Source organism: Flavobacterium chryseum (genome assembly GCF_004362015.1).
Classification (GTDB): domain Bacteria; phylum Bacteroidota; class Bacteroidia; order Flavobacteriales; family Flavobacteriaceae; genus Flavobacterium.
In genome coordinates, this window is sequence record NZ_SNWW01000005.1 from 239147 (window position 1) to 262332 (window position 23186).

Here is a 23186-nt window from a genome sequence, read left to right on the forward strand (position 1 = left end):
ATTTAAGGGACATTAATGGTTGTATTGACCATGGTAACAGAAGCAACTAAAGATATTGCTCTTCCGTTTAGCACTGTTTGGTTTGCATTTCCTGCAGTAGAAAAAGTAACGCCAGAGTTAGCAATTATAGTTCCAACCATAGTTCCGCCACCGGCACTGTTAATGGTAGCTGCACTACCTACGTACCAAAAAACGTTGTTAGGTAATCCGCCATTTATCATTTTAACACTTTTGGCACCTGTAGGTCCTGCAATTCCAACTGTTAATCCTGAAGCAGTTTGAAAAATCCAGGTTGCATTAGCATCACCCTTCGCATCAAGCGTCAAGTCACCATTAGTTATTTTGAAAGTACCACTTGCTGATTTGTAAACACCCGGAGCTAATGTCAAGCCGCCTAATTCTCCAGCATTTGGATCTGAACCACCCGGTTTTGCTGCTGGCGAAATACTTAAATATGCTGCATTTGCATCTAATAATGCTTTTTGTGCAAGTAGTAATGAAGTAGCTGTTCCGGGAGCTGGCGGTGCAGTAAAGATATCACCTGTAACATTTCCAACATTTAGAGGAGTTTCGGTGTAAACAATAAGGCCGTCATGAAATCCTGTAACCAGAGTTGAGGCTGCGGTTGTACCTATACTTCCATTGTTTATTACTGTATTTAGTCCCTGATTGGTGATTCCGGCGTTTCCACCAAAAGCTCCAAACATAGCAGCTGTACCAAGATCTATGATTATAGGTGCAGGTGGTAACAATACTGTAGTAAAGTTCCAAACATAGTCGTTAGCTAACGGAGTTCCCGATGCACTTTTTGCGGCATTTGTAATTGTAGCCGTATAAACTTTTCCTAATTCCAGTGAATTTGTTGGATTAAACGAAGCTGTAGTACCAGAGTACGAAACTGAACCGGGAACTGTTGTTGCACCTTGTTTTAAAGTAAATGTTGATGCTGCAGTGATTGATGCTGCATCCATTACCATACTGAAATTTGCGGTTACAGTTTGATTTAAAGCTACATTAATGGCATTATCCATAGGATCTGTAGCCGTTACTGTAGGCACCATATCTGTTGTAAAACTCCACGTATAATCAGCTGCCATTGCTGTATCTAATGAATTTTTGGCACCAGTAGTTATTGTTACGGTATAAATTCTATTTGTTAATAAAGGAGTTGTAGGTACAAAAGATACTATTGATCCTGTATATGAAATTGTTCCTGTTACTGCATTAACACCTTGATTTACCTTAAAAGTGGTATTGTTTAATGTAGCAGCATTCATAGGCATATTAAACGTTGCCGAAATTGTTTGATTTAATGGTACTGCAGTTGCATTATTGATAGGATCTGCAGTAATAACTACAGGTCTTAAAAGTGTTCCTGTCGAAAATACCCAAACATATTCAAGCTGCAAAAAATTACCTTTCAGGTCTTTTGCCTTTGTTGTAATTTTTGCCGTATATGTTGTATTCTCTGCCAGCAAAGTTTGCGGAGTGAATGTGGCTGTTCTTCCAGAATATGTAATTGTTCCTGTAATTGGTGACGTTCCGGCTACAATAAACGAAGTTGAAGTAATTGAACTCGGATCCATTTCTTCGTTGAATGTTGCAGTAATAACTTGTCCCAATGGAACATTTAAGGCATTACTTAGAGGAGTTGTCGACTCAATTATAGGACATACTCCTACGACTTCTTCGAAATCATCATTTTCGCATCCGGTAATTAGTGCGATACATAATATTGCAAAGGTTAGGAGTAAATTTTTAATTTTCATTTTATTTTGTTTTGTTTAAGATTTAAAATTTTTGATGGGGTAAAGGTGATGTCGAATGGAGGATAAACATTATACAATTACTTCTGAAGTTTGTATTATTAACATCTTTTGTCTCATAATACCTGTTTTTTTGATAAATATTTTTAAACATACGTAAAAACTGTCATTTTGCATTTTGCTTTAATTCGTTAAACAATAGTGAAAATTGAAATTATCTGTTCAGTGCCATACTTTATTTTTAATTTTTATGGCACAATTTAAATTGGCAAATCTTATATATTGATTGTATCGTAAATTATTGACTTTTATTGTTGCACCCTAAAACGCAATCGCAGCGTAAAATTTTAATAAATATTATAATAGGGATTGAAGAATAAAAATGCTGAAATTTTAGCTTTATAAACGGTCGCGCTAAACCCTTGACAGAAAACTTACTACATAGGAAATTGTTACTATACCGCGAATTAAGAACATTCCTTTCAATATCTAAAACGGCGGGTAACAACTGAGTTGCCAAAGGGAATAAGTGGTAACTATCTATTACATTAATATTAAAAGCATACAAATAAACTAACAGCTTATCAAGGAGTGAAATTGCCTATCAATTGGAGTTTGAATATCCTCAAACATTCGGAAACCTATTTAAGAAAAAACTAATCTTTCACCGTTGGAATTTAGACAGTTGTTTAATTAAAAGCGATTATAAAATAGCGGCAAGTTTAAAAAAATAGAGTTATGAAGAACAATTGGATTAATCATCCAGTAGTATTAAAAGGAAATGAAATAGAACTAGTCCCTTTAGAAAAGAACATTTAGAAGTCTAGCGCTTAGAAACACTTAAAGTAAATGCAGCCTTTTTGGTGATTTTAAATATTTAATTAGTTAAAAGTTTTTCTAAAACCCATTGGAGTCATTTCTGTGTAGCGCTTAAAGAGTTTGTTAAAAGACTGAGGATGCTCAAATCCTAATTGGTACGCAATTTCCGCTACCGTAAGCCTCGTTGAGCCCAATTTTTCTTTTGCTTTCTCAATCAGTCTGTTATGTATATACTGCTGGGCACTCAGTCCGGTTAAGGACTTTAGCATGTCGTTTAGATATCTGGGAGATACATCAAGGTGAACTGAGGTTTCCAGTACAGTAGGTATTCCCCCATCCTGATGCGCAAATCGACCAGCCAGATAGACATCCATTTCAGTAATAAGGTCATTATGAACGGCTCTACGGGTAAGGAATTGTCGATTGTAAAATCTGTTGCTGTAATTTAATAGCAATTCAATTTGTGAAACCAAAACATCCTGACTAAAATTATCTGTATTATTGTCAAGTTCTGAAGCAATATTCTCAAATAGTCCGATAAGTATTTTTTTTTCTTTATCAGATATAAAAAGTGACTCGTTTACAGCATAAGTAAAGAAACCGTACTGTTGTATCGTTTTTCCCAGCTGATAATTTCTAATAAGATCAGCGTGAAAATATAAATTGTATCCATCCTCATAACAGCTTTCATCAGTCGACATGGTTATAACTTGATTAGGAGCAAAAAAAGCAAGACCTCCTTCTTCAAAATCATAGTATCCTTGTCCATATTTTACATTACCGCTAAAATTCTCCTTAAAAGAAATTTTATAGAAATCTACAAGAAAACTTCGTACGGCATTTTCGCGGCTAACTTTATCGCCATCGTATTTTATAAGCGCAATTAATGGATGCAAAGGTTTAGGCAGTCCTAAAGCTCGCAAATACGAGGAAATCGTGTTGAAAAAAATAGGTTCTGCTTTTGCTTTCATAGTCAGCTAATTTACGAATTATAAAAATACATTAAACTATTTCTATTTTGTCCTGCCATTCAAAACTTCCAATTCTTTTTGATACAAGCCATTGACCATTTTCAAGAATATACTCATCTTCATAAGTCGCCCCTATTGATGTTTTAATCTTTTTATCATTTTCAATTCCTATCAGAGTGATCAGGCAATAAAGAACACCTGTAGCAATATCCTGGTTTATGTTGAGTTTTTGTTGTCCATTAAAATGATAAACAACATCATAGTCTTTTAAAAACTCCGCAAAAGCAGCTTTCATTTCAATTCTTCCTTTTAATCTTAGCAATGACTTACCATTCATAAAGGTTTCAGAAATTGCATCTGAGGAAAATATTGCAATTGTTTATCAAAATCTTTTTTATCTCCATAAATGGAAATGTTATCAACAAGTTCCCTTAACAAGATCTTATCTGTCAGTTCTTTTATATTCATTTTAATTAGTTTTAAGAGAATCATTAAATTACAAGGCTGTCTTTAATTAAAAACAGCCTTGTAATACTTATAAGTTAATCTACTGTAAGAACAATTTTACCCTGAATGTGCCCTTGTTCTGCCCTCTTGTGAGCCAGTTGAGCATCTGCAAGCAGAAATGTACTGTCGATAGCAACACGGATTGTTCCATTTGATAATAAAGGGGCTATTTTTGCAAGTTGAGAACCACTTGATCGTACTTGAGTTGCTGATACAATAACTCCAAGTTTCTCAGCCTCCTCATTCCCTGAGAATCCCAATGGAAATATTGGAAACAATGCACCATTTTTATTTAATGTTTGTAAAAAGCGGCCGCTGGCCGGACCTCCAACAGAGTCAATTACCAAATCAATTTCATGAGCAACTTTTTCAGGTTGTGTTTTAGTGTAGTCGATAAATTCATCAATACCAAGATCACGCAGGAAAGCTTCATGTTTTCCCGAAGCTACCGCAATTACATAAGCGCCCTGCCACTTCGCTAATTGTACAGCAAAATTACCCACTCCTCCTGCGGCTCCATTCACCAAAACCCTCTTCCCTTTTAAGGGCACTGGATGATGCGTATGTGCTTGAAGTGGATTTGGTTCATTATGACCTAGTTCAATCATAAATTGCCATGCTGTAAGTAAAGACATGGGTGCTGCTGCCGCTTCAATATGACTTATTCCGGAAGGCTTGCGAGCCAATTCTGAGGCTGGTACAGTTACATATTCCGCGTAGGCTCTACTAGGTCCATAACTAGGAAAACGAACCATTGCATACACTTCTTCACCAACAGAGAATTCTAACACATCATCCGCTAAAGCTTCTACCACTCCTGAAATGTCAGTACCTAAAATTACAGGAAAAGGCACCTGAGGCTGCCACTCCGGAGGCAGCATTTTATATCCGTCACGAAGATACCAATCTGGAGGATTGACACCAATTGCATGTACTCGGACGCGAACTTCTCCGGGCTTTAAGTCGGGCATTGGAGTTTCTTCATATTTCATTACTTCAGGACCCCCAAATTCATACTGTAAAATGGCCTTCATTTTATGATCTGATTCGATCTGATTCGGTGTTTCTATACTATCTTTCATCATTATTAATTTTATTTAACAAAGGTAAAAGAGTGCAATTACAGAAAATTAGCCTCATTTGTCAAAAGTGTAGCCAAATTGCGGGAAGGTGAAGTTGAATAAGCAGTTTTAATTTAGTTTTGGAATTCTTTTGGAGTTAATCCTCAATATCATAAACTTCAGTTACTAAGATACAAGCATTAAAAAAAACGTATTTTTCTTTTTAGTCCAAATATTTTTCTCTTTTAGTTCTTAAACAATCCATCTATTTATAAGTAGAAAATATTGTTCTTATAGTAATTTAGAAAAATCTATCCCTCTACATCAGATTGTATAAATATCCGCAAATCAATATTAATTTTCAGTTTCTGATAGTAATTAAATAATCTAAAAGAATCAATCTTCGTATATATAGTTAAAGCAATTATATATGGAATCTCATCTATCTTTTTTTACAAAAATTCTTCAGATACTTGCTGACAAATACAGCACGAGCTACACTTTAGAAGAGTTGACAAAAGTTGTAACATCAGTTTCTAATGTTTCGAAATTTACTGATAATATTGCTGAAAGGGAAAATCAAGCAAAGCTGCTAGATACTTTAATCTTGCTGGAATACGAGGGTTATATATTTCTTAATTCAGATACTGACGAAAGTTTAATAACTATAAAAGGCCTTATTAAGATAAATAATAAAATATTATGGAATTAATTTTTTTCAAAAAAAATTGATATTAAAAGTGGTTCGGACTTTAGCTAAAATAACGCTGTTAAAATTATTTTCTACAAAAACAGAGTATAATTCATCCCTTTTATGCTATTTAACAAATCCTTTTTTAAAACAAAGTACTGTAAATCAAATTTTAAAAATGGTTCTAATCCTGTTACCTCATCGAACGCGCACATCGAACCAATTGCATAAAAAAGCTTTAGATAAACCTGAAAGCAGTAATTTAAAGGGTGCAGCAATATTTCGTGATAAAGAAGGTTATTTTTATTGGTAGTAAAAAACGACAAACAGTCCATAATTTAAATAAGAAATTAAATAACTAAAAATCAATTATTTAAAAATAAAACCTTCAAAAATATAAAATATATTTGGAGGTCTGTTGAACGCAGAAGGATTCGAACTACAAGCTCTCAGCTCCTGTAAACGTTGATATTTTAATTTTAAAAATCGTCTCTGCCACACTTTTGCCACAGAAATTTAACAATTTTAAAAAACTAAAATTACGCAAAACAAAAAGAGGATAATCGTTACGATTATCCTCTTGAGTGATCCCAGAAGGATTCGAACCTTCGACCTACGCATTAGAAGTGCGTTGCTCTATCCAGCTGAGCTATGGAACCATAATAAGTTTTTTATAAAAGACTTATAAAAAAAAGTCGGGGTGGCAGGATTCGAACCTGCGGCCTCCTGCTCCCAAAGCAGGCGCGATAACCGGGCTACGCTACACCCCGAAGGCAAAAATTAAGCGGAGAGACAGGGACTCGAACCCTGGCGACGGTTACCCGTCGACAGATTAGCAATCTGCTCCATTACCGCTCTGGCACCTCTCCAAGCTCAAGGAAACATGTCCTATTTTGCGGTTGCAAATGTAAGACAACATTATATTACTCACAACTATTTCTGCGCTTTTTTTTATCTTTTTTCAATCTTTTTTTTAAACCGCTTAACAATCAAACGAATAGAATTAACAAAAAATTCATATTAAATTTAAAATCCAATCGAATTGCTCCAAAATTTGAATTTATTCAAATAAAGAGTAAATTTGCTTGATTAACTAATATTAACAGAAAATGAACAAAAGAGTTGTTATCGTTTCTGCCGTTAGAACACCTATCGGAAGTTTCATGGGAGGTTTATCTACCGTACCCGCACCAAAGTTAGGCGCTGCTGCTATAAAAGGAGCCCTTCAAAAAATTAACCTTGACCCAAAATTAGTTGATGAAGTTTTCATGGGAAATGTAGTGCAAGCCGGAGTTGGACAAGCGCCAGCACGTCAGGCAGCACTTTTTGCCGGATTATCTGAAGAAGTTGTGGCTACAACTGTAAACAAAGTTTGTGCCTCTGGAATGAAAGCTGTAATGTTTGCCGCGCAAGCCATTGCTTGTGGAGATGCAGAAATTGTAGTAGCCGGAGGAATGGAAAACATGAGTTTGATTCCACACTACGTGCAAATGCGTAACGGAAACAAATTTGGTCCTGCAACTATGCTTGACGGAATGCAAAAAGATGGTTTGACAGATGCTTACGATAACAACGCAATGGGAGTTTGCGCTGATTTATGTGCGTCTGAATACAACATTAGCCGTGAAGAACAAGATAACTTTGCTATTCAGTCTTATGAAAGAAGTGCAAAAGCCTGGGATGCAGGAAAATTTGACAGCGAAATTGTTCCTGTTGAAGTTCCGCAAAGACGTGGCGAACCAATTATTGTTTCTAAAGATGAAGAATACACCAATGTTAAACTGGATAAAATTCCTTCTTTAAGTGCGGTTTTTACAAAAGACGGAACTGTAACGGCTGCAAATGCATCAACAATAAATGATGGAGCTGCTGCTTTAGTTTTAATGTCTGAGGAAAAAGCAATTGCATTAGGATTAAAGCCTCTTGCCTATATAAAAAGTTATGCTGATGCTGCTCAGGAACCAAAATGGTTTACAACGAGTCCTGCAAAAGCGTTACCAAAAGCCTTAGACAAAGCCGGAATTGCAATTAGTGATGTTGATTATTTCGAATTCAATGAAGCCTTTGCCGTTGTTGGATTAGCCAATTCAAAAATCCTTAATCTTGACAATAATAAAGTGAACGTAAATGGTGGAGCTGTTTCTTTAGGACATCCTCTTGGTTGTTCAGGAGCCAGAATCATCGTAACTTTACTAAATGTTTTAGAACAAAATAATGCCAAAACCGGAGCTGCTGCAATTTGCAATGGCGGTGGTGGTGCATCTGCAATAGTTATCGAAAGAGCTTAAATAATATTACTAAATCAGGAGTTATTTAGTAATAAATAACTCCTGATTTTCAACTTATAAATTACCCTAAATGTTCGGAATTTGCAATCTAGCCATAGTACCCGTTCGATCTGAGCCAAGTGACAGAAGTGAAATCGTTACACAACTTTTGTTTGGCGAACACATCGAAATCTTAGAACGCCAAAATCAATGGTCGCGAATAAAAATTCATTTTGATGAATATGAAGGCTGGGTAGATTCTAAACAATATCAGGTTATTTCTGAAGCCAATTTTAACCAATTAAGCAATGAAGCCATTATTTTAAATGCTGATTTAATTGATTATATCACTTCTTCAAATAATTTATTATTACCAATTCCGCTTGGAGCCTCTTTATCGTTTTTGAATAATAGCGAAATCAATACCTCTAATTTTGATTTTGAAGGCACAAAAACAAGTGGCATAAAACCAAAAAGCGCTTTAATAAATACCGCTTTTATGTATTTGAACGCACCTTATCTTTGGGGCGGGAAAACACCTTTTGGTATTGATTGCTCGGGTTTTACACAAATGGTTTACAAATTAAACGGATATAAAATTCACCGTGATGCCTCGCAACAAGCACTGGAAGGCGAACCTTTAAGTTTTATTGAAGAAAGTGAAGCCGGAGATTTGGCTTTTTTCGACAATGAAGAAGGAAACATCATTCACGTTGGAATTATTATGGACAATAATTACATCATTCACGGAAGTGGAAAAGTCCGCATCGACCGCTTAGACCATTTAGGAATTTACAATGCTGAACTGAATAAACACACACATAACCTTCGTGTAATTAAGAAGATTATATAATTATTTTCTGCCACAAATTTCACAAATTAACACAAATTAAAAAATTATTTTAATCTGTATAATCAGAGGCAAAAAAAATCCGCGATAATCCGTGTTTTCGCTTGCGAATCCGCGTCATCCGCGTCCCATTATCACGCACTGATACGAATCGTTTTTCTAAATTCTGAAGGACTATTTCCTCGTTGCTTTTTAAAGAATTTATTAAAGTGACTTTCATCAGTAAAACCAAATTCATAAGCAATTTCATTAATTCGCTTTTCACTGAATTGCAAACGATGTTCAATTAATTTTGTTTTATAATTGCTGATATATTGCTGCATCGTTTCGTTAGCGTGCTTCTTGAAATAACGACCTAAATAAGTATTCGAAATTCCGAAATAATCACTTATTGATTCCGCTTTAATTCTTTCCGGATAATAAATATTGGTTTGAATGTATTGCAGAATATCCATCGCTTTTGCTTCAGAACCTACATTTACCTGTTCCGGCAAATACTTCGCAATATTTCGCGCTACAACAATAATTAAAGTATTTACCAATTGCTGAATCAATTCTTTATTATAAACATCTTTATCCTGATGCTCACGAATAATCGCTTCAACCATCACTTTTACCAAACATTTATCGGCATGATTTTTTAAAATGCAACCCGGCTGATGATTTGCATTTTGCAAAATATATTCTAAACGCTGAATATTTTCATTCTGTAAACTGGAATTCTTCAAATAAATATCATTAAATCTTAAAAAGAAAAACTTCGTTTCGGTTTCAATCGTAAAGTTATGACAATCCTCTGGTGTCAATAAAAACATATGTCCTGCATTGTATTCAAAAATATTTTTGTTGATACACTGCCTGCCTGTCCCCTCTAAAATATAGACCAATTCAAAAAAATTATGACGATCTCCAACATCCGGATATTCATCTAAAGTTTCAAAAGAAACGGTAAACGGTTCGTATAAATTTTCTTTTTTCATAATTCTGTTATTATTTGAGTTTGCAAATATACCTAAAAAAGACAAATATGTACAAATTAATAGTCTTAAAAATGGTATAATTTTGTCAAATAATTAAAATATAAAAATAATAAACAGTTTTTGGATGTTACACCGCAGAAAAAGCGGGATGGGGTTATCCGCTACATCTTTTATTTTTTAAAGAAAAAAAAGATATCGCTCCTACCCTCACATAATTCCGGAAACAAGAACATTTACAACATGAAGAAAATATTTATCATCAACGGCAGTCAAAATTTCGCACATTCAGGTGGAAAATTCAATCAAACGGTTACCAATTGGACAATCGAATACTTAAAAAGTAAAAATTACGAAATTAAAACAACCGACATAAAACAAGAATTCGACTTAGATGAAGAAGTCGAGAAATTCGTTTGGGCAGATCTAATTATTTACCACACCCCTATTTGGTGGTTTCAGTTACCAAATGGTTTCAAAAAATACATCGACGACGTTTTCACAGCCGGACACAACAAAGGAATTTACAAAAGTGACGGAAGAACAAGAACCAATCCAGATATTAATTACGGAACCGGCGGACAATTACACGGACGTAAATACATGCTAACCACAAGTTGGAATGCGCCTGCAACTGCTTTTACACTTCCGGAAGAATTTTTCGAAGAAACATCTGTAGATGACGGAGCGATGTTTGGTTTCCATAAAATGAATAAATTTGTAGGTATGGAAAAATTAAATAGTTTCCATTTTCATGACGTTGAAAAAGGTGCAACTGCTGAAAACATTGTCATCTTTGAGAAAAATTACAAAAATCATTTAGAACAAACCCTAAAAACTTTATAATCATGATATCCATAACTGCAATTATCAAAAGTAAACAGGAAAACATCGACGAAGTTCGCAACATAATCCTCAATTTAGTTCAACAAACCCGAAAAGAAGAAGCTTGTCTACGTTACGATCTTCATACAACCGAAAATGTTTTCATCATTTGGGAAGAATGGAAAGATCAAGCCGGACTTGATTTTCATAATAATCAGCCGTATTTGCAAGATTTTATTGTAAAAAGCGAATCATTTGTTTCAGCGCCAATTCAGGTTTATAAAACAACTCAATTACTATGATTTTTTGCCACGAATTGCACTAATTTTCACTAATTCAAATTTAATTTATTAAATAAAAATTTGTGCTAATTTGTGTAATTTGTGGCAACCTTTTACATTATTTAATTCCTCCAAAAGCGCCAAAACACATGTTCTTGTGTAAAATTTCAACACTTTTAAAACCAACTTTTTTCATTAAATCTAACTGATAATTCATTGATCTCGGTGTGTCCTCTTTTTCTATATAATCAAAGACATTTTGGCGATATGCTGCGCCGCCAATTCCTTCTAAATATTCGCCATAACGTTGCCACGTAAATTCATTTAATAAATCGCTATCTTGGGTAATAAAGTCCGAAATCATAAAGCAACCGCCCGGTTTTAGCAACTTAAAAATTTTGGTAAAAGTGGTTTCCCAATCCTGATCATCTCGTAAATGATGCAAAACGGCGCCCGCCAAAATAATATCAAAATGATTTTCTTCTAAAACTACTTCGCGAATATCGCCTTGCTTTACTTCTACTCTTCCGTTGGTTGCTGCAGACACTCTTTCAGAAGCTCTATCCAACATCGGCAAACTCAAATCGACCAGAGTGCAGTTTAAATTCGGTAATTTAGACAACATTTTTAATGTATAATTCCCGGCACCGCAGCCAATATCTAAAACATTTTTAGCATTTGGAATAATTACTTTAGAAGCTTCTGTAATTAATTCTAAAGAAATTGTAGCGTCTATTGTCGCGACCTGACCCGTTTCTAAATTTGAAAATCGTTCGACATCATTATCAAACCTTTCTCTGATCTCTGTAATAGTTGATTTTTTCATGGTTTTTATTTTAATTTTTCACGCAGATTTTAGACAGATTAAAGCAGATTTTATAATGATTTTCTTTTTTATTAATTTATATAATTAACATAAGATCTGCGATCATCCGCTTAAATCTGCACAAATTTGCGTGAAACTATTTTTTCTCAAAATTAGTACTTTGATATATACTTCAAAAATACTTATTTTGTTATTTATTAATACTTAAAAGGTATTTATGGAATTACGTCATCTGAAGTATTTTTTGGCTGTAGCCGAAGAATTAAATTTTACAAAAGCTGCTGAAAAACTTTTTATTTCACAGCCACCTTTAAGCAGGCAGATTATTGAATTGGAAAATGAAATTCAGGCGAAGCTATTCATTCGAAACAATAAAAAAGTTGAGCTTACGGAAGCCGGAAAATATTTTGAAAAAGAAGTAAGAGAACTTTTTCAGAATCTGGAACGCATTTCTGTAAAAACGAAAAAAATAGCAGAGAATGTTTCCGGAGAATTCAGAATCGCATATATCAGTTCTATTTATTCGGCTGTAATATCAGATTTAATAAAACATCTCAAAGAACACTTTCCGTATGTAAATTTTAAACTTTTTGAAGTCTCGACAACCAAACAAATTGATGCTTTAGAACAAGGAAAAATTGAATTGGGAATTATTCGTTCTCCCATAAAATCTCCCAAAATAAAATCGCAATTATGGTTTCACGACGGATTTTCTGTAGTTTACAATAAAAGTTTAATCCAGATTAATACTGAAAAAGAAATTCCAAATCTAAAAGAGGAAACCTTTGTGTTTTTCAATAAAGATTATGCGCCGCATTATCATGAAGTTTTACTGGAACTTTGTGCTTTTTATGGTTTTACACCAAAGATTATTCACGAAGCCAATAATATTAATTCGATTGTTCAATTGGTCAAAAATGGTTTGGGAATTTCGATAGTTCCTTCGAATATTGCCAAAAATAATCAGGATCCGGAAATTGGTTTTGTAGAATTGAAAAAAGTGAATTTATTTACGGATGTTTCCTTAATCACTTTAAAAGAAGATGATTCTGAAATCACAAAATCAGCCGTTGATTTTTTATTGAATTTTTCTAAAAAATAAATAGTTAGCAACAACCCGAGCGATAACGAACTGGCGAAACAATTCCACAAATTTCCACCAATTAATTTAAACTACGGTAATCCGTAAAAATTAAAATCAAAAGATATATAAATTGCACACAATAACAAGTAGAAAAAAATTAGCAAAAAATAGTGCAATTCGTGGCGAAGAAAAACGTTACAATTTATCACACCTTACTTCACCTTTAGAAGATAACTTTTAAATATCTTAGCAGATTATAATTCTACACAATAAAATCAATAAAAATGGCAGAGCAATCTTCAATTCAGTGTCCAAATTGCGGAACTAATATCGATGTAAACGACATACTGAAACATCAGTTAGAAGATAGCATCCGTAAAGAATTTCAGCAAAAAGCCAATGCTCAAGCCAGAGAATTAGAGCTTAAAAACGAACAATTCGAAAAAGCCAAAACTGAATTTGAAGCCAAAAAGAAACAGGAAAATGAACTTTTTGCAGAACGTTTAGAGCGCGAGAAAAAAGCAGCAGAGAAAGAAATTACACAAAAGCTAAAAACCAAACTCGACGAAGAAAACAAAGATCGTATGCTTTTGATGGAAAAGGAACTTTCTGAAAAATCAGAAAAACTTCGGGAATTGAATAAAATGACGGGGGAAATTGCCAAACTTCAACGTGAAAAACTGGAAATGAAAGAAGCCATTGAAGCCGAAGCACAAAAACAATTGAACGCTACTTTGGTTTTGGAAAGAGATAAAATCCGTAAACAGGAAGAAGAAAAAAACGAACTGAAAATTAAAGAATACCAAAAGCAATCTGACGACCAAAAGAAGCTGATTGAAGAAATGAAACGCAAGCAGGAACAAGGTTCTATGCAATTGCAAGGCGAAGTAATGGAATTAGCAATTGAAGAATGGCTGGCCAATAATTTCCCACTTGACAGTATTGACGAAGTTAAAAAAGGTGCAAATGGTGCTGATTGCCTTCAGATTGTAAACACTCGTGAATTGCAAAATTGCGGTTCTATTTATTATGAAAGTAAACGTACAAAAGCGTTTCAACCCGCCTGGATTGAGAAATTCAAAAATGATATCAGAACTAAAAGAGCCAATATTGGAGTTTTAGTTACAGAAGTTATGCCGGCCGGAATGGACCGAATGGGAATGCGTGACGGCATCTGGATTTGTACTTATGAAGAGTTTAAAGGTTTAAGTGCCGTTTTGCGTCAATCCTTAATTCAGGTGAGTCAGGCGGTTCAGGCTCAGGAAAATAAAGGTGATAAAATGTCGATGTTGTATGATTTTCTAACAAGCAATGAATTCCGTTTACAAATTGAAGGAATTGTTGAAGGCTTCACGCAAATGCAAGGCGATCTTGATGCAGAAAAACGAGCGATGCAGCGTATCTGGAAACAACGTGAGAAACAAATCGAAAAAGTCGTTCACAATACGTTGGGAATGTACGGCTCGATTCGTGGTATTGCCGGAAATGCAGTGCAAACCGTGAAAGCTTTAGAACTTGATTTTATTGAGGATGATAAAGAAGATACTAAAGAATTATTTGAATAATAACTTGAAATGGAACGCGGATTAAATGGGTTCGCTAAAGCGAAAACGCGGATTTACACAGATTTTTATTTGCATTTTGTTCACATTGTCATAAAAAAAGGGCTTCGAAATTAATCGAAGCCCTTTTTATTACTCTCTTTTTTAATTAACCTTTTTTGAAAGACATTGTTAATCCAAATTGATTAGAAAGGAATAGCTTATTATTCTCAATAGAATAACCTGAATTCGTTCTTAACAACTGCAAAAATTCATTTTCTTTTTTTGCATCACATTTTTTAGTTTCTGAAGTTAGATTCTGAAACTGAACTAGTCCTGCACCTTTTGAAACTAAATTTCCTTTAATCGCATTACATCCTGTAGATCCTGAAAAAGTAGAAGAAGTCATTACGATTCTTGGAAGGCTTGAAAAATCTTTTTCAGTAACAACTTTTCCATTTAAATTTTCCAAAACCCAGTTTTGTTGCAATTTCTTTTCAACTGTTTGTGCATTTGTACTTGTTGTAGAATTTGCAGTAGAATTTGCATCTTTACTTGATTTGCAGCTACAAGCTAATGATACTGCAATACATAACATTAAAATCTTTTTCATGTAAAATAAATATATAAGTTTTATTTTACAAAAATATTGCAAGCTTAATGCCTCTCTATGTATTCAGACGTCATTTTTAAACCATTCTAAGACATTTTTAAAATCTGAATTTTAATCTACTTTTCTAAAAACTAAAAGTTTCCCTGACGGATTAGAAAGTGTTAGTCTATTATTTTCAATCGAATAAGTAGTTGTACTTTGAAGTGCTTTTGAAAATTCATTTTCTTTATTCCCAGAAGCACAAGCCATTAAAGTTGAAATAACTTTAGAAAATCTAAGCAAATCTTTTTCATAAAAAATGGTACCGCTAATAGCATTACAACCTCCATAACCCATAAATGTATTTTCGGTCGAATTGATTTCAATTCGAGGCAATTCTCTTTGAAAATCAGTTATAAAAACTTTAAATCCGTTTAGTTCTTCCAAAACCCAAATATCGTGAAGTCTGTAATCAGTATTATATTTTCCGCAGCCGTCCATTTTTGTAGATTCCAATTCAGTATTACTTTTAATTTCTATCGAAACCTTATACGATAAAATAATACCGGACATCGAATTTTGACAATCTAATTGTTGAATCGTAATTGTTGCGCGTGAGGTTTCGTTACTTACTTTATACATTTTAACATTCGCATCCATAGCTTTTACAGCTTCAACAGAAGAAAAAACAAGCTTTTCTTTTCCCGGAATTAATGATGTAAAAACTGTATTTTCATTTCCCATCTTTAATCCCCAAAACGGTTCATTTCCTGTTGCTGTAAAATAATACTTCATCTCATCCTCCTGAGATCCATATTCAGAGATAGGTTCTGTAATCGAAGTTTTGCCTGCTGAAGATTTACAGCCTACCATTAAAGAAAGTAAAAGCAAGATTGAAAGTATATTTTTCATAACGTTTTTATTAAGAATATCATTTTTTACACAAAACATAGATAAAATTCTTATGAATTTACGACAATTTTTTGAAATCATTATTTAGAATGTTTTCAAATTTAAAATATTTTAAATGAATACATTCTTCCAAAACCTGCATTATGTAAATCATTACGATAAAATACGTAGTCAAAAAGTATTTATTCAATCAAAAAATAAAAATAATAAGTATTTATATAAGTATAAATACTTATATTTGCATAGTAATACTTAATTAAAGAAATCATGATTAGAGTAATAGTAGTTGGAAACGGCATGGTTGGTTATAAATTTTGCGAAAAATTCATTGCAAAATCAGGACAGGAAAAGTATCAGATTACCGTTTTTGGAGAAGAACCAAGACGTGCTTACGACAGAGTTCACTTAAGTGAATACTTTGGCGGAAAAACTGCAGACGATTTATCTTTATCTACAAGCAACTGGTATGCAGAAAACAACATTATTCTAAATACATCAGAATTAATTACAGACATTAACAGAAACGAAAAAACAATTCATACGCATTTAGAAAAAACACATACGTATGATTACTTGGTTTTGGCCACAGGTTCTTCGGCTTTTGTTCCTCCTATTGACGGAGTCGAAAAAGAAGGTGTTTTTGTATACAGAACCATTGAAGATCTGGATGCAATTATGGCCTACGCCAAAAAAATAAAACAAAAAGGCGCAACAGAAGCAGCCGTTCTTGGCGGTGGATTGTTAGGTCTTGAAGCTGCAAAGGCAGTTAGAGATTTAGGCTTAAATCCGCATGTTGTTGAATTTGCGCCACGTTTGATGCCGAGACAATTAGACAAAGGCGCAAGTGATATGCTGCAATCCAAAATCGAAGAATTAAACATAGGCATTCATCTTAACAAAGCCACGCAATATATCGATGGAAAAGAAAGCATAACAGGAATGATGTTTGCCGATGACGAATTGTTAAAAGTAGACATGTTGGTTATATCTGCCGGAATTAAACCTCGAGATGAACTGGCTCGTGTTTCAGGACTTGAAGTTGGCGTACGAGGCGGTGTTGTGGTAAACAATCAAATGCAGACATCAGATCCTTCTATTTATGCGATTGGCGAAGTGGCACTTTACAATCAAAACATTTACGGACTTGTTGCTCCAGGTTACGAAATGGCCGATGTTGCTGCTGAACAAATCTTAAATGGTTCTAAAACCATGAGAGAAACGATTGATATGTCGACGCAATTAAAATTAATTGGTGTTGAAGTGGCGAGTTTTGGTGATCCTTTCGTAGAAAATAACGACGTAACAGCCATTATTTATGAGAATAAATTAAGTGGAATTTACAAACGAATCAACGTTACCAAAGATTCTAAAACCTTATTGGGCGGAATTTTGGTTGGAGATTCCAGCGATTACAATGCTCTTTTTCAAATTTTCAGCAACGCAATGGCCTTGCCAAAAAACCCGGAAGATCTGATTTTAGGTTCTCGCGATGGCTCTGAAGGTTCTTCTTTAGGAAGCGTTATGGATCTTCCTGATACTGCTGTAATTTGTTCTTGCGAAAATGTAACCAAAGGTGCTATCTGCTGTAAAATTTTAGACGAATCTTGTACTAGTTTTTCAGATGTTGTAAAAGCAACCAAAGCAACTTCGGGCTGTGGAGGCTGTAAACCAATGGTTTCAGATTTGGTAAAAGCCACTCAAAAATCACTTGGAAAAGAAGTAAAAGATGTTATTTGCGAGCATTTTAGCTACACGCGTCAGGAATTATTCGACTTGGTAAAAATTAATAAATATCAGAGTTTCTATGATGTTGTAGATCATCACGGTAAAGGCGACGGTTGCGAAGTTTGCAAACCTGTTGTGGCTTCAATTTTCTCCAGTATCTATAATGATACGGCAAACAAACATGTTACTACACAAGATACTAACGATAGATTTCTGGCTAATATTCAACGAAACGGAACTTATTCTGTTGTTCCGAGAGTTGCCGGAGGCGAGATTACTGCGGAGAAATTAATTGTCATAGGAGAAGTGGCCAAACAATTTGATTTATATACTAAAATTACCGGAGCGCAAAGAGTTGATTTATTTGGAGCGCATTTGAGTGATCTTCCTAAAATCTGGAAAATATTAATCGATAATGGTTTTGAAAGCGGTCACGCCTACGGAAAATCGCTTCGTGCCGTAAAAAGCTGTGTTGGAAATGCCTGGTGCCGCTACGGAATGGATGACAGCGCCGGATTTGCCATCGAACTTGAAAACAGATATAAAGGAATTCGTTCTCCGCATAAATTAAAAGGCGGTGTTTCGGCTTGTATTCGCGAATGTGCCGAAGCTCGCGGAAAAGATTTTGGATTAATTGCAGTTGAAGGCGGGTGGAATTTATACATCGCAGGAAATGGTGGTGCAAATCCAAAACACGCTGTTTTATTGGCCGAAAAAATCGACAAAGAAACGGTTATCAAATATATGGACAGATTTTTAATGTATTACATCCGCACAGCTGGTCCGCTGATTCGAACTTCGACCTGGTTAGAAAAACTGGATGGTGGTTTAGAATATTTAAAAGAAGTAATTATCGAGGACAGTTTAGGAATCTGCGAAACACTTGAAGCCGAAATGGAAACTCTGGTAAACACTTTTGAATGCGAATGGAAACAAGTATTAGAAAAACCAAGATTATTAAAACGTTTTAATCATTTTGTAAACTCTGAAGAGAAAGATGACAATGTTGTTTTTGTTCCTTTACGAGATCAAAAGGCTCCAAAAGCGTGGTTGTAACTTTATGAATAATTTTAAACACATAGAAACATAGATTTATATAAATCAATAAAAAAGGCGTTTCACTTGCATTAAAACACATAGCTATTACAACGAATAGCAGTCTCAAAGATTTTTAATTTTTAATTCTCAATTTTTAATTAAAAAACAGCTCCAAAAAAAGAAAAAATATCACAAAAACGTTTGCTGTCCTTCTTACCCTCTTTTTTACTGCGCCATCAATTCTTGATTGTAAAAAGAGGGATAAGAAACAGGAAACAAAAAAATGTTATCATGGAAGAAATCTTAAATCAATACGAAACAGTGCATCCAAACGATGCAACAATTTGGTTCAAAGCAGGTAAAGTAGAAGATTTTCCAACCAATCGCGGTGGCTGTATCAAATACAAAAACAAGCAGATTGCTATTTTTAATTTTACGCGCCGTAACGAATGGTACGCTTGCCAAAACGCCTGCCCGCACAAAATGGAAATGGTTCTGGCCAGAGGAATGACGGGATCTGCTGATGATATTCCGAAGATTGCCTGCCCAATGCATAAAAAAACTTTTTCATTAGTTGATGGTTCGAACTTAAACGGCGAAGAATATAAAATTGCAATCTATCCAATTAGAGTAATTGAAAATGAGGTTTTTGTTGGTTTTGTTGATTGATTGCAAAATTTTAGATCTTATTGCGCAATCTTGTCATTTCGACGAAGGAGAAATCTCCACAAGTAACTCCGCAATGAGAATTCAATTCTTTGTCGAGCTTCTCGCGAAGATTTCTCCTTCGTCGAAATGACAAAACTATCGTAATTACATTCTATATTGCTATGTGCATTCATGCAAGTGAAACGCCTTTAGCCGCAAAACAAACCTATGTTTCTATGTGTTTAAAAAACTAAGCTTTAAAACTTAATTCCGTATATTTGAAAATCTATTATTTTACCAAAAAATGACTACACCTTTTCAAAAAGCAAGCGAATGGATTGATGCTGAAAACGCTCAGGATACAAATATCGAAATGGATCAAAATACAGAATATCCAAAGGAATTATTATATTCTAACCGAATGTATGAGCGATTATTGCAGTTTGAGCCTGAGGCTTCTGAAGAAATTCAGATTGCTTCGAAAGCACAGCATATTTGCAGATGGAAAGTATCGCGCGAATCGTACCCAATGGATCGTGTGGGCTATTTGAAATGGAGAGAAGATCTTAAAAAATTTCACGCCAAAACCACAGCCGAAATTTTAGAGAAAGCAGGATACAACTCGGATTTTATTGCAAGAGTTTCTTTTTTAATCGAAAAGAAATTACTTAAAAAAGATGCTGAAACACAATTGCTTGAAGATGTAATCTGTCTTGTTTTTTTAGAATATTATTTAGATCCTTTTGTACACAAACACGACGAGGAAAAACTAAAAAACATCATCAAAAAAACCTGGGATAAAATGTCTGAAAAAGGACATCAGGAAGCCTTAAAAATCAATTATTCTGAAGAAAATCTGAACCTTATAAAAGCTTCTTTAGGATTATAATCTCGTATGAAAAAAAACAATCAGGAAGAAGACAAAATCACTTTCAAAAATTTACGCCGTTTGTATTTTTTTGCGCTTCTTACTATTGCTGTAACTATAATTGTAAGTCAAATTTTAGTTCAATACAATCTAAATCAGCAACTAAGCGATTCTAAAATCATTAATTTTTCCGGTAAACAAAGAATGCTGAGCCAGAAAATCGTCAAAGAAGTTTTGATTTTACATTATGTTTCTGATACTGCTTCCTCAAAACAAATCTCACATTTAAAAGGTGTTCTTTCACTTTGGAAAAAGAATCAAAATGCACTTGAAAACGGCAATGACAGTTTGGCTTTTCCGAAAGAAAAATCAGAAACACTTCATAAATTATATCTGGAAATCAATCCGATCTTCAATAAAATTGCGCAAACAACCGATTCATTTCTGCTGAATTTAGAGCAAAAAAAATCGACTGAAAATCAAAAACTGGTACAAATTATTCTGGAAAACGAAGGTTTTTTTCTTTCAAAAATGAATCAGATAGTAACACAATACGATCTTGAAGCACACGAAAAAGTTACAGAACAACGCAAAATAGAATACTGGATTTTCGGTTTTACGTTATTGATACTTCTCTTAGAATTCTTCTTTATTTTTAAACCGACAAATAAAAAAATAGAAAGGTTAATCACAAGACTTTTATCTTCTGAAAAGAAAGCTTTAAAACTCGCATACGACACAGAAATTATCAGCGAAATAAAAGAAAACTCGGTAAAAGAATTAAAGTCACTGAATTATGCAATGGAAAATACGCTGTTGTATTGCCGAATTGCACCAGACGGCTCGATCATTCATATTGGAGAAAAATTCGCAAAACTTATCAATTATACCAAGTTTTCATCTAATAAAAAATTCTCTGAAGTTTTAACTACAGATGAAAAAGAACAACTCAACATTGACCGCATTATTTTTGAGAAACACAGAAGTGGCTGGCAAGGCGAAATTAAAATCATCAATAAAGAAAGTCAAACCATCTGGCTCGATTTATCAATGGTTCCCGTAACGATTAAAAAAGAAGAATTAGAACTTTTAATTGTTTGTTTTAACATTACCGAACGCAAAAAAGCACAGCGTGAAGTCGAACGCCTGAACATTGAAAACAGTACTGAAAAAATCAATCAGCAAAAGATTATTTCGAGTAAAATTGTTGAAAATCAGGAAAACGAACAAAACCGAATTGCGAAAGAAATTCACGACGGAATTGGGCAAATGCTTACGGGCTTAAAGTTTAGTCTGGAAAGTATTAATTTGGACGACAAAGAAAAAGCGGCTCAAAAAATAGAATATCTTAAGAAATTATCGCTGGATATTATAAAAGGCGTTCGAACAGCAACTTTCAACTTGATGCCTCCGGAATTAAGCGATCACGGAATCGTTTCTTCGTTAGCAAAACTTACTCAGGAACTTTCGAAATTGACAGGAAAAGAAATTCTCTTTTATAATAAAACAGATTTCAACCAGCGTCTTGATTCTTTAATAGAAATTAATATTTACCGCCTTACGCAGGAAGCCATAAACAATGCGATAAAATATGCCGAATCATCGCATATTATTGTTCAGCTTTCGCATAGCGGCACTTTGCTGAGTATTATTGTAGATGACAACGGTAAAGGATTCGATATTAATGCAGTAGACAAAAAACGCAACAGCGAATCCGGAATGGGAATGTTGTTTATGAAAGAACGAATTCAATACATCAACGGGCGCGTTTTCTTTAAATCAATTCCAGGTGAAGGAACGAGAATTACTTTTAATATCCCGATTTAAAAAGGGAAATTCCAAATTTTTTAAATTCTAAATTCCAATAGCACAGTTTGTCAGACTGAGCGATCCCGAGGCTTCGGGAGAAGTCCTGCAAGACAAACCAATTTACCCAATTTTTGTCATCTCGACGGAGGAGAGATCACGCTAGAAGCTCTACAATCAAAATCGCCAATCTTTGTCGAATCCCGAGTGTGATCTCTCCTCCGTCGAGATGACACAGATTGTAAAGGTTATATTGAAATTGATTTTTGAAATTGATATTCTAATTGCAATTGGAATTTGGAATTTCAAATTTGGAATTTCAAATTTGGAATTTCTTTTCAAAATTACGTACCTTAGCCTAATATTTATAGATGAATATACGTAATAATTCAGCATCAAAATTAAGTAACCATGAGTAATACTATTCGAGTAGTTCTGGCAGATGATCATGTTTTTGTTCGAGATGGAATAAAATCTTTATTAGAAAACGAAGCAAACATCGAGGTTGTAGGCGAAGCAATTGACGGAGCCGATGCTCTTGAAGTTGTGGCAACTAACAAACCAGACTTACTTATAGTAGATATTCGTATGCCGAATTTAACTGGCATTGAGGTAGTAGAAAAACTTAGAAGTGATAGTAATGATGTAAAAATCATTATGCTTTCGATGCACGAATCTGAAGAATATGTTTTGAAATCTATAAAAGCAGGAGCCGATGGATATTTATTGAAAGGTTCCAGTAAAGAAGAATTTTTAAAAGCATTGCATACTGTTGCAGCTGGCGGAAAATACTTTAGCGGCGATATTTCTTCAATATTAATCAGTCAGTTAACCAATCCTTCAACATCTCTAGAACCGAAACAAAATTTAGGCGAAGAAATGATGATTACCAAAAGAGAGAAAGAAATCCTGACGCTTTTATTATCCGGAAAAGGAAATAAAGAAATTGCTGAAGCACTTGAAATCAGCAAAAGAACTGCCGAAGTACATCGCTTTAATTTGATGAAAAAACTGAAGGTGAAAAATTTAATAGAGCTTTCTAATAAAGCGACAGAATATTCTCTTTTGTAAATCTGTTTAAACTTTAAAAATGAGGTTGTAAAAATAGCATTTTGATAAAATAGCCAATCA

General features: G+C 34.2%; 20 protein-coding genes and 3 tRNA genes. 12 read left to right on the forward strand and 11 right to left on the reverse strand.

What is annotated here, in order from left to right; translation table 11 throughout:
• Positions 1-2: 2 nt before the first annotated feature.
• The 4 genes from EV143_RS11700 to EV143_RS11720 all read right to left on the reverse strand — a co-directional run bounded on the left by EV143_RS11700 (position 3) and on the right by EV143_RS11720 (position 5148).
• On the reverse strand, positions 3-1769 hold the full coding sequence (locus tag EV143_RS11700; RefSeq protein ID WP_133508123.1) for an Ig-like domain-containing protein: 1767 nt from the start codon (positions 1767-1769) through the stop codon (positions 3-5).
• A gap of 878 nt (positions 1770-2647) precedes the next feature.
• The gene (locus EV143_RS11710) at positions 2648-3556 is read right to left on the reverse strand and encodes a helix-turn-helix domain-containing protein (RefSeq protein WP_133508124.1); all 909 of its coding nucleotides are present in this window, start codon (positions 3554-3556) and stop codon (positions 2648-2650) included.
• Positions 3557-3587: 31 nt separating this feature from the next.
• Positions 3588-3893 (reverse strand): nuclear transport factor 2 family protein, encoded by a 306-nt coding sequence (locus EV143_RS11715; RefSeq protein WP_208111269.1) that lies wholly within the window; start codon positions 3891-3893, stop codon positions 3588-3590.
• A gap of 205 nt (positions 3894-4098) precedes the next feature.
• On the reverse strand, positions 4099-5148 hold the full coding sequence (locus tag EV143_RS11720) for an NADP-dependent oxidoreductase (RefSeq protein WP_208111270.1): 1050 nt from the start codon (positions 5146-5148) through the stop codon (positions 4099-4101).
• Positions 5149-5554: 406 nt separating this feature from the next.
• Between EV143_RS11720 and EV143_RS11725 the strand changes: the two genes are divergently transcribed.
• On the forward strand, positions 5555-5836 hold the full coding sequence (locus tag EV143_RS11725; protein ID WP_133508125.1) for a hypothetical protein: 282 nt from the start codon (positions 5555-5557) through the stop codon (positions 5834-5836).
• 564 nt (positions 5837-6400) lie between these two features.
• Here EV143_RS11725 and EV143_RS11730 read toward each other — a convergent pair.
• The 3 genes from EV143_RS11730 to EV143_RS11740 all read right to left on the reverse strand — a co-directional run bounded on the left by EV143_RS11730 (position 6401) and on the right by EV143_RS11740 (position 6684).
• A tRNA-Arg gene (locus EV143_RS11730) sits at positions 6401-6474 on the reverse strand.
• A 36-nt stretch (positions 6475-6510) separates the two neighbouring features.
• Positions 6511-6585: transfer RNA gene (locus EV143_RS11735), tRNA-Pro, on the reverse strand.
• A gap of 15 nt (positions 6586-6600) precedes the next feature.
• Positions 6601-6684: transfer RNA gene (locus EV143_RS11740), tRNA-Ser, on the reverse strand.
• A gap of 240 nt (positions 6685-6924) precedes the next feature.
• Between EV143_RS11740 and EV143_RS11745 the strand changes: the two genes are divergently transcribed.
• Positions 6925-8103, forward strand: coding sequence for an acetyl-CoA C-acyltransferase (locus tag EV143_RS11745; protein WP_133508126.1), 1179 nt, complete (start codon positions 6925-6927; stop codon positions 8101-8103).
• Positions 8104-8173: 70 nt separating this feature from the next.
• Positions 8174-8935 (forward strand): C40 family peptidase, encoded by a 762-nt coding sequence (locus tag EV143_RS11750; RefSeq protein ID WP_133508127.1) that lies wholly within the window; start codon positions 8174-8176, stop codon positions 8933-8935.
• Between the two features lie 131 nt (positions 8936-9066).
• Here EV143_RS11750 and EV143_RS11755 read toward each other — a convergent pair whose 3' ends face one another.
• Complete coding sequence (locus tag EV143_RS11755) at positions 9067-9912, reverse strand: AraC family transcriptional regulator (protein WP_133508128.1); 846 nt, start codon at positions 9910-9912, stop codon at positions 9067-9069.
• 240 nt (positions 9913-10152) lie between these two features.
• Here EV143_RS11755 and EV143_RS11760 point away from each other — a divergent pair, with 240 nt between their 5' ends.
• Both EV143_RS11760 and EV143_RS11765 read left to right on the forward strand, forming a co-directional pair.
• Entirely contained in the window at positions 10153-10755 is a 603-nt protein-coding gene (locus EV143_RS11760) for an NAD(P)H-dependent oxidoreductase (protein ID WP_133508129.1), read from the forward strand.
• A 2-nt stretch (positions 10756-10757) separates the two neighbouring features.
• Entirely contained in the window at positions 10758-11036 is a 279-nt protein-coding gene (locus EV143_RS11765; RefSeq protein WP_133508130.1) for a putative quinol monooxygenase, read from the forward strand.
• 97 nt (positions 11037-11133) lie between these two features.
• Here the strand turns inward: EV143_RS11765 and EV143_RS11770 are convergent, their stop codons facing one another.
• Positions 11134-11841 (reverse strand): class I SAM-dependent methyltransferase, encoded by a 708-nt coding sequence (locus EV143_RS11770; protein ID WP_133508131.1) that lies wholly within the window; start codon positions 11839-11841, stop codon positions 11134-11136.
• A gap of 217 nt (positions 11842-12058) precedes the next feature.
• Here EV143_RS11770 and EV143_RS11775 point away from each other — a divergent pair, with 217 nt between their 5' ends.
• Together EV143_RS11775 and EV143_RS11780 are read left to right on the forward strand one after the other, a co-directional pair.
• Positions 12059-12943: a LysR family transcriptional regulator gene (locus tag EV143_RS11775; protein WP_133508132.1), complete on the forward strand. Its 885-nt coding sequence runs from the start codon at positions 12059-12061 to the stop codon at positions 12941-12943.
• A 266-nt stretch (positions 12944-13209) separates the two neighbouring features.
• Positions 13210-14490 (forward strand): DUF2130 domain-containing protein, encoded by a 1281-nt coding sequence (locus EV143_RS11780; protein ID WP_133508133.1) that lies wholly within the window; start codon positions 13210-13212, stop codon positions 14488-14490.
• A gap of 145 nt (positions 14491-14635) precedes the next feature.
• Here EV143_RS11780 and EV143_RS11785 read toward each other — a convergent pair whose 3' ends face one another.
• A complete protein-coding gene (locus EV143_RS11785; RefSeq protein ID WP_133508134.1) occupies positions 14636-15079 on the reverse strand; it encodes an META domain-containing protein in 444 nt (147 codons plus the stop codon).
• A 111-nt stretch (positions 15080-15190) separates the two neighbouring features.
• Entirely contained in the window at positions 15191-15970 is a 780-nt protein-coding gene (locus EV143_RS11790) for an META domain-containing protein (RefSeq protein ID WP_133508135.1), read from the reverse strand.
• A gap of 267 nt (positions 15971-16237) precedes the next feature.
• Between EV143_RS11790 and nirB the strand changes: the two genes are divergently transcribed.
• The 5 genes from nirB (at position 16238) to EV143_RS11815 (ending at position 23126) form a co-directional block, all read left to right on the forward strand.
• Complete coding sequence (gene nirB / locus EV143_RS11795; RefSeq protein ID WP_133508136.1) at positions 16238-18751, forward strand: nitrite reductase large subunit NirB; 2514 nt, start codon at positions 16238-16240, stop codon at positions 18749-18751.
• Between the two features lie 273 nt (positions 18752-19024).
• Positions 19025-19402 (forward strand): nitrite reductase small subunit NirD, encoded by a 378-nt coding sequence (gene nirD, locus EV143_RS11800; RefSeq protein WP_133508137.1) that lies wholly within the window; start codon positions 19025-19027, stop codon positions 19400-19402.
• A 283-nt stretch (positions 19403-19685) separates the two neighbouring features.
• Positions 19686-20270, forward strand: coding sequence for a DUF4202 domain-containing protein (locus tag EV143_RS11805; RefSeq protein ID WP_133508138.1), 585 nt, complete (start codon positions 19686-19688; stop codon positions 20268-20270).
• 6 nt (positions 20271-20276) lie between these two features.
• Entirely contained in the window at positions 20277-22076 is a 1800-nt protein-coding gene (locus EV143_RS11810) for a PAS domain-containing sensor histidine kinase (RefSeq protein WP_133508139.1), read from the forward strand.
• Positions 22077-22466: 390 nt separating this feature from the next.
• Entirely contained in the window at positions 22467-23126 is a 660-nt protein-coding gene (locus EV143_RS11815) for a response regulator transcription factor (RefSeq protein WP_133508140.1), read from the forward strand.
• The last annotated feature ends 60 nt before the right edge of the window (positions 23127-23186 follow it).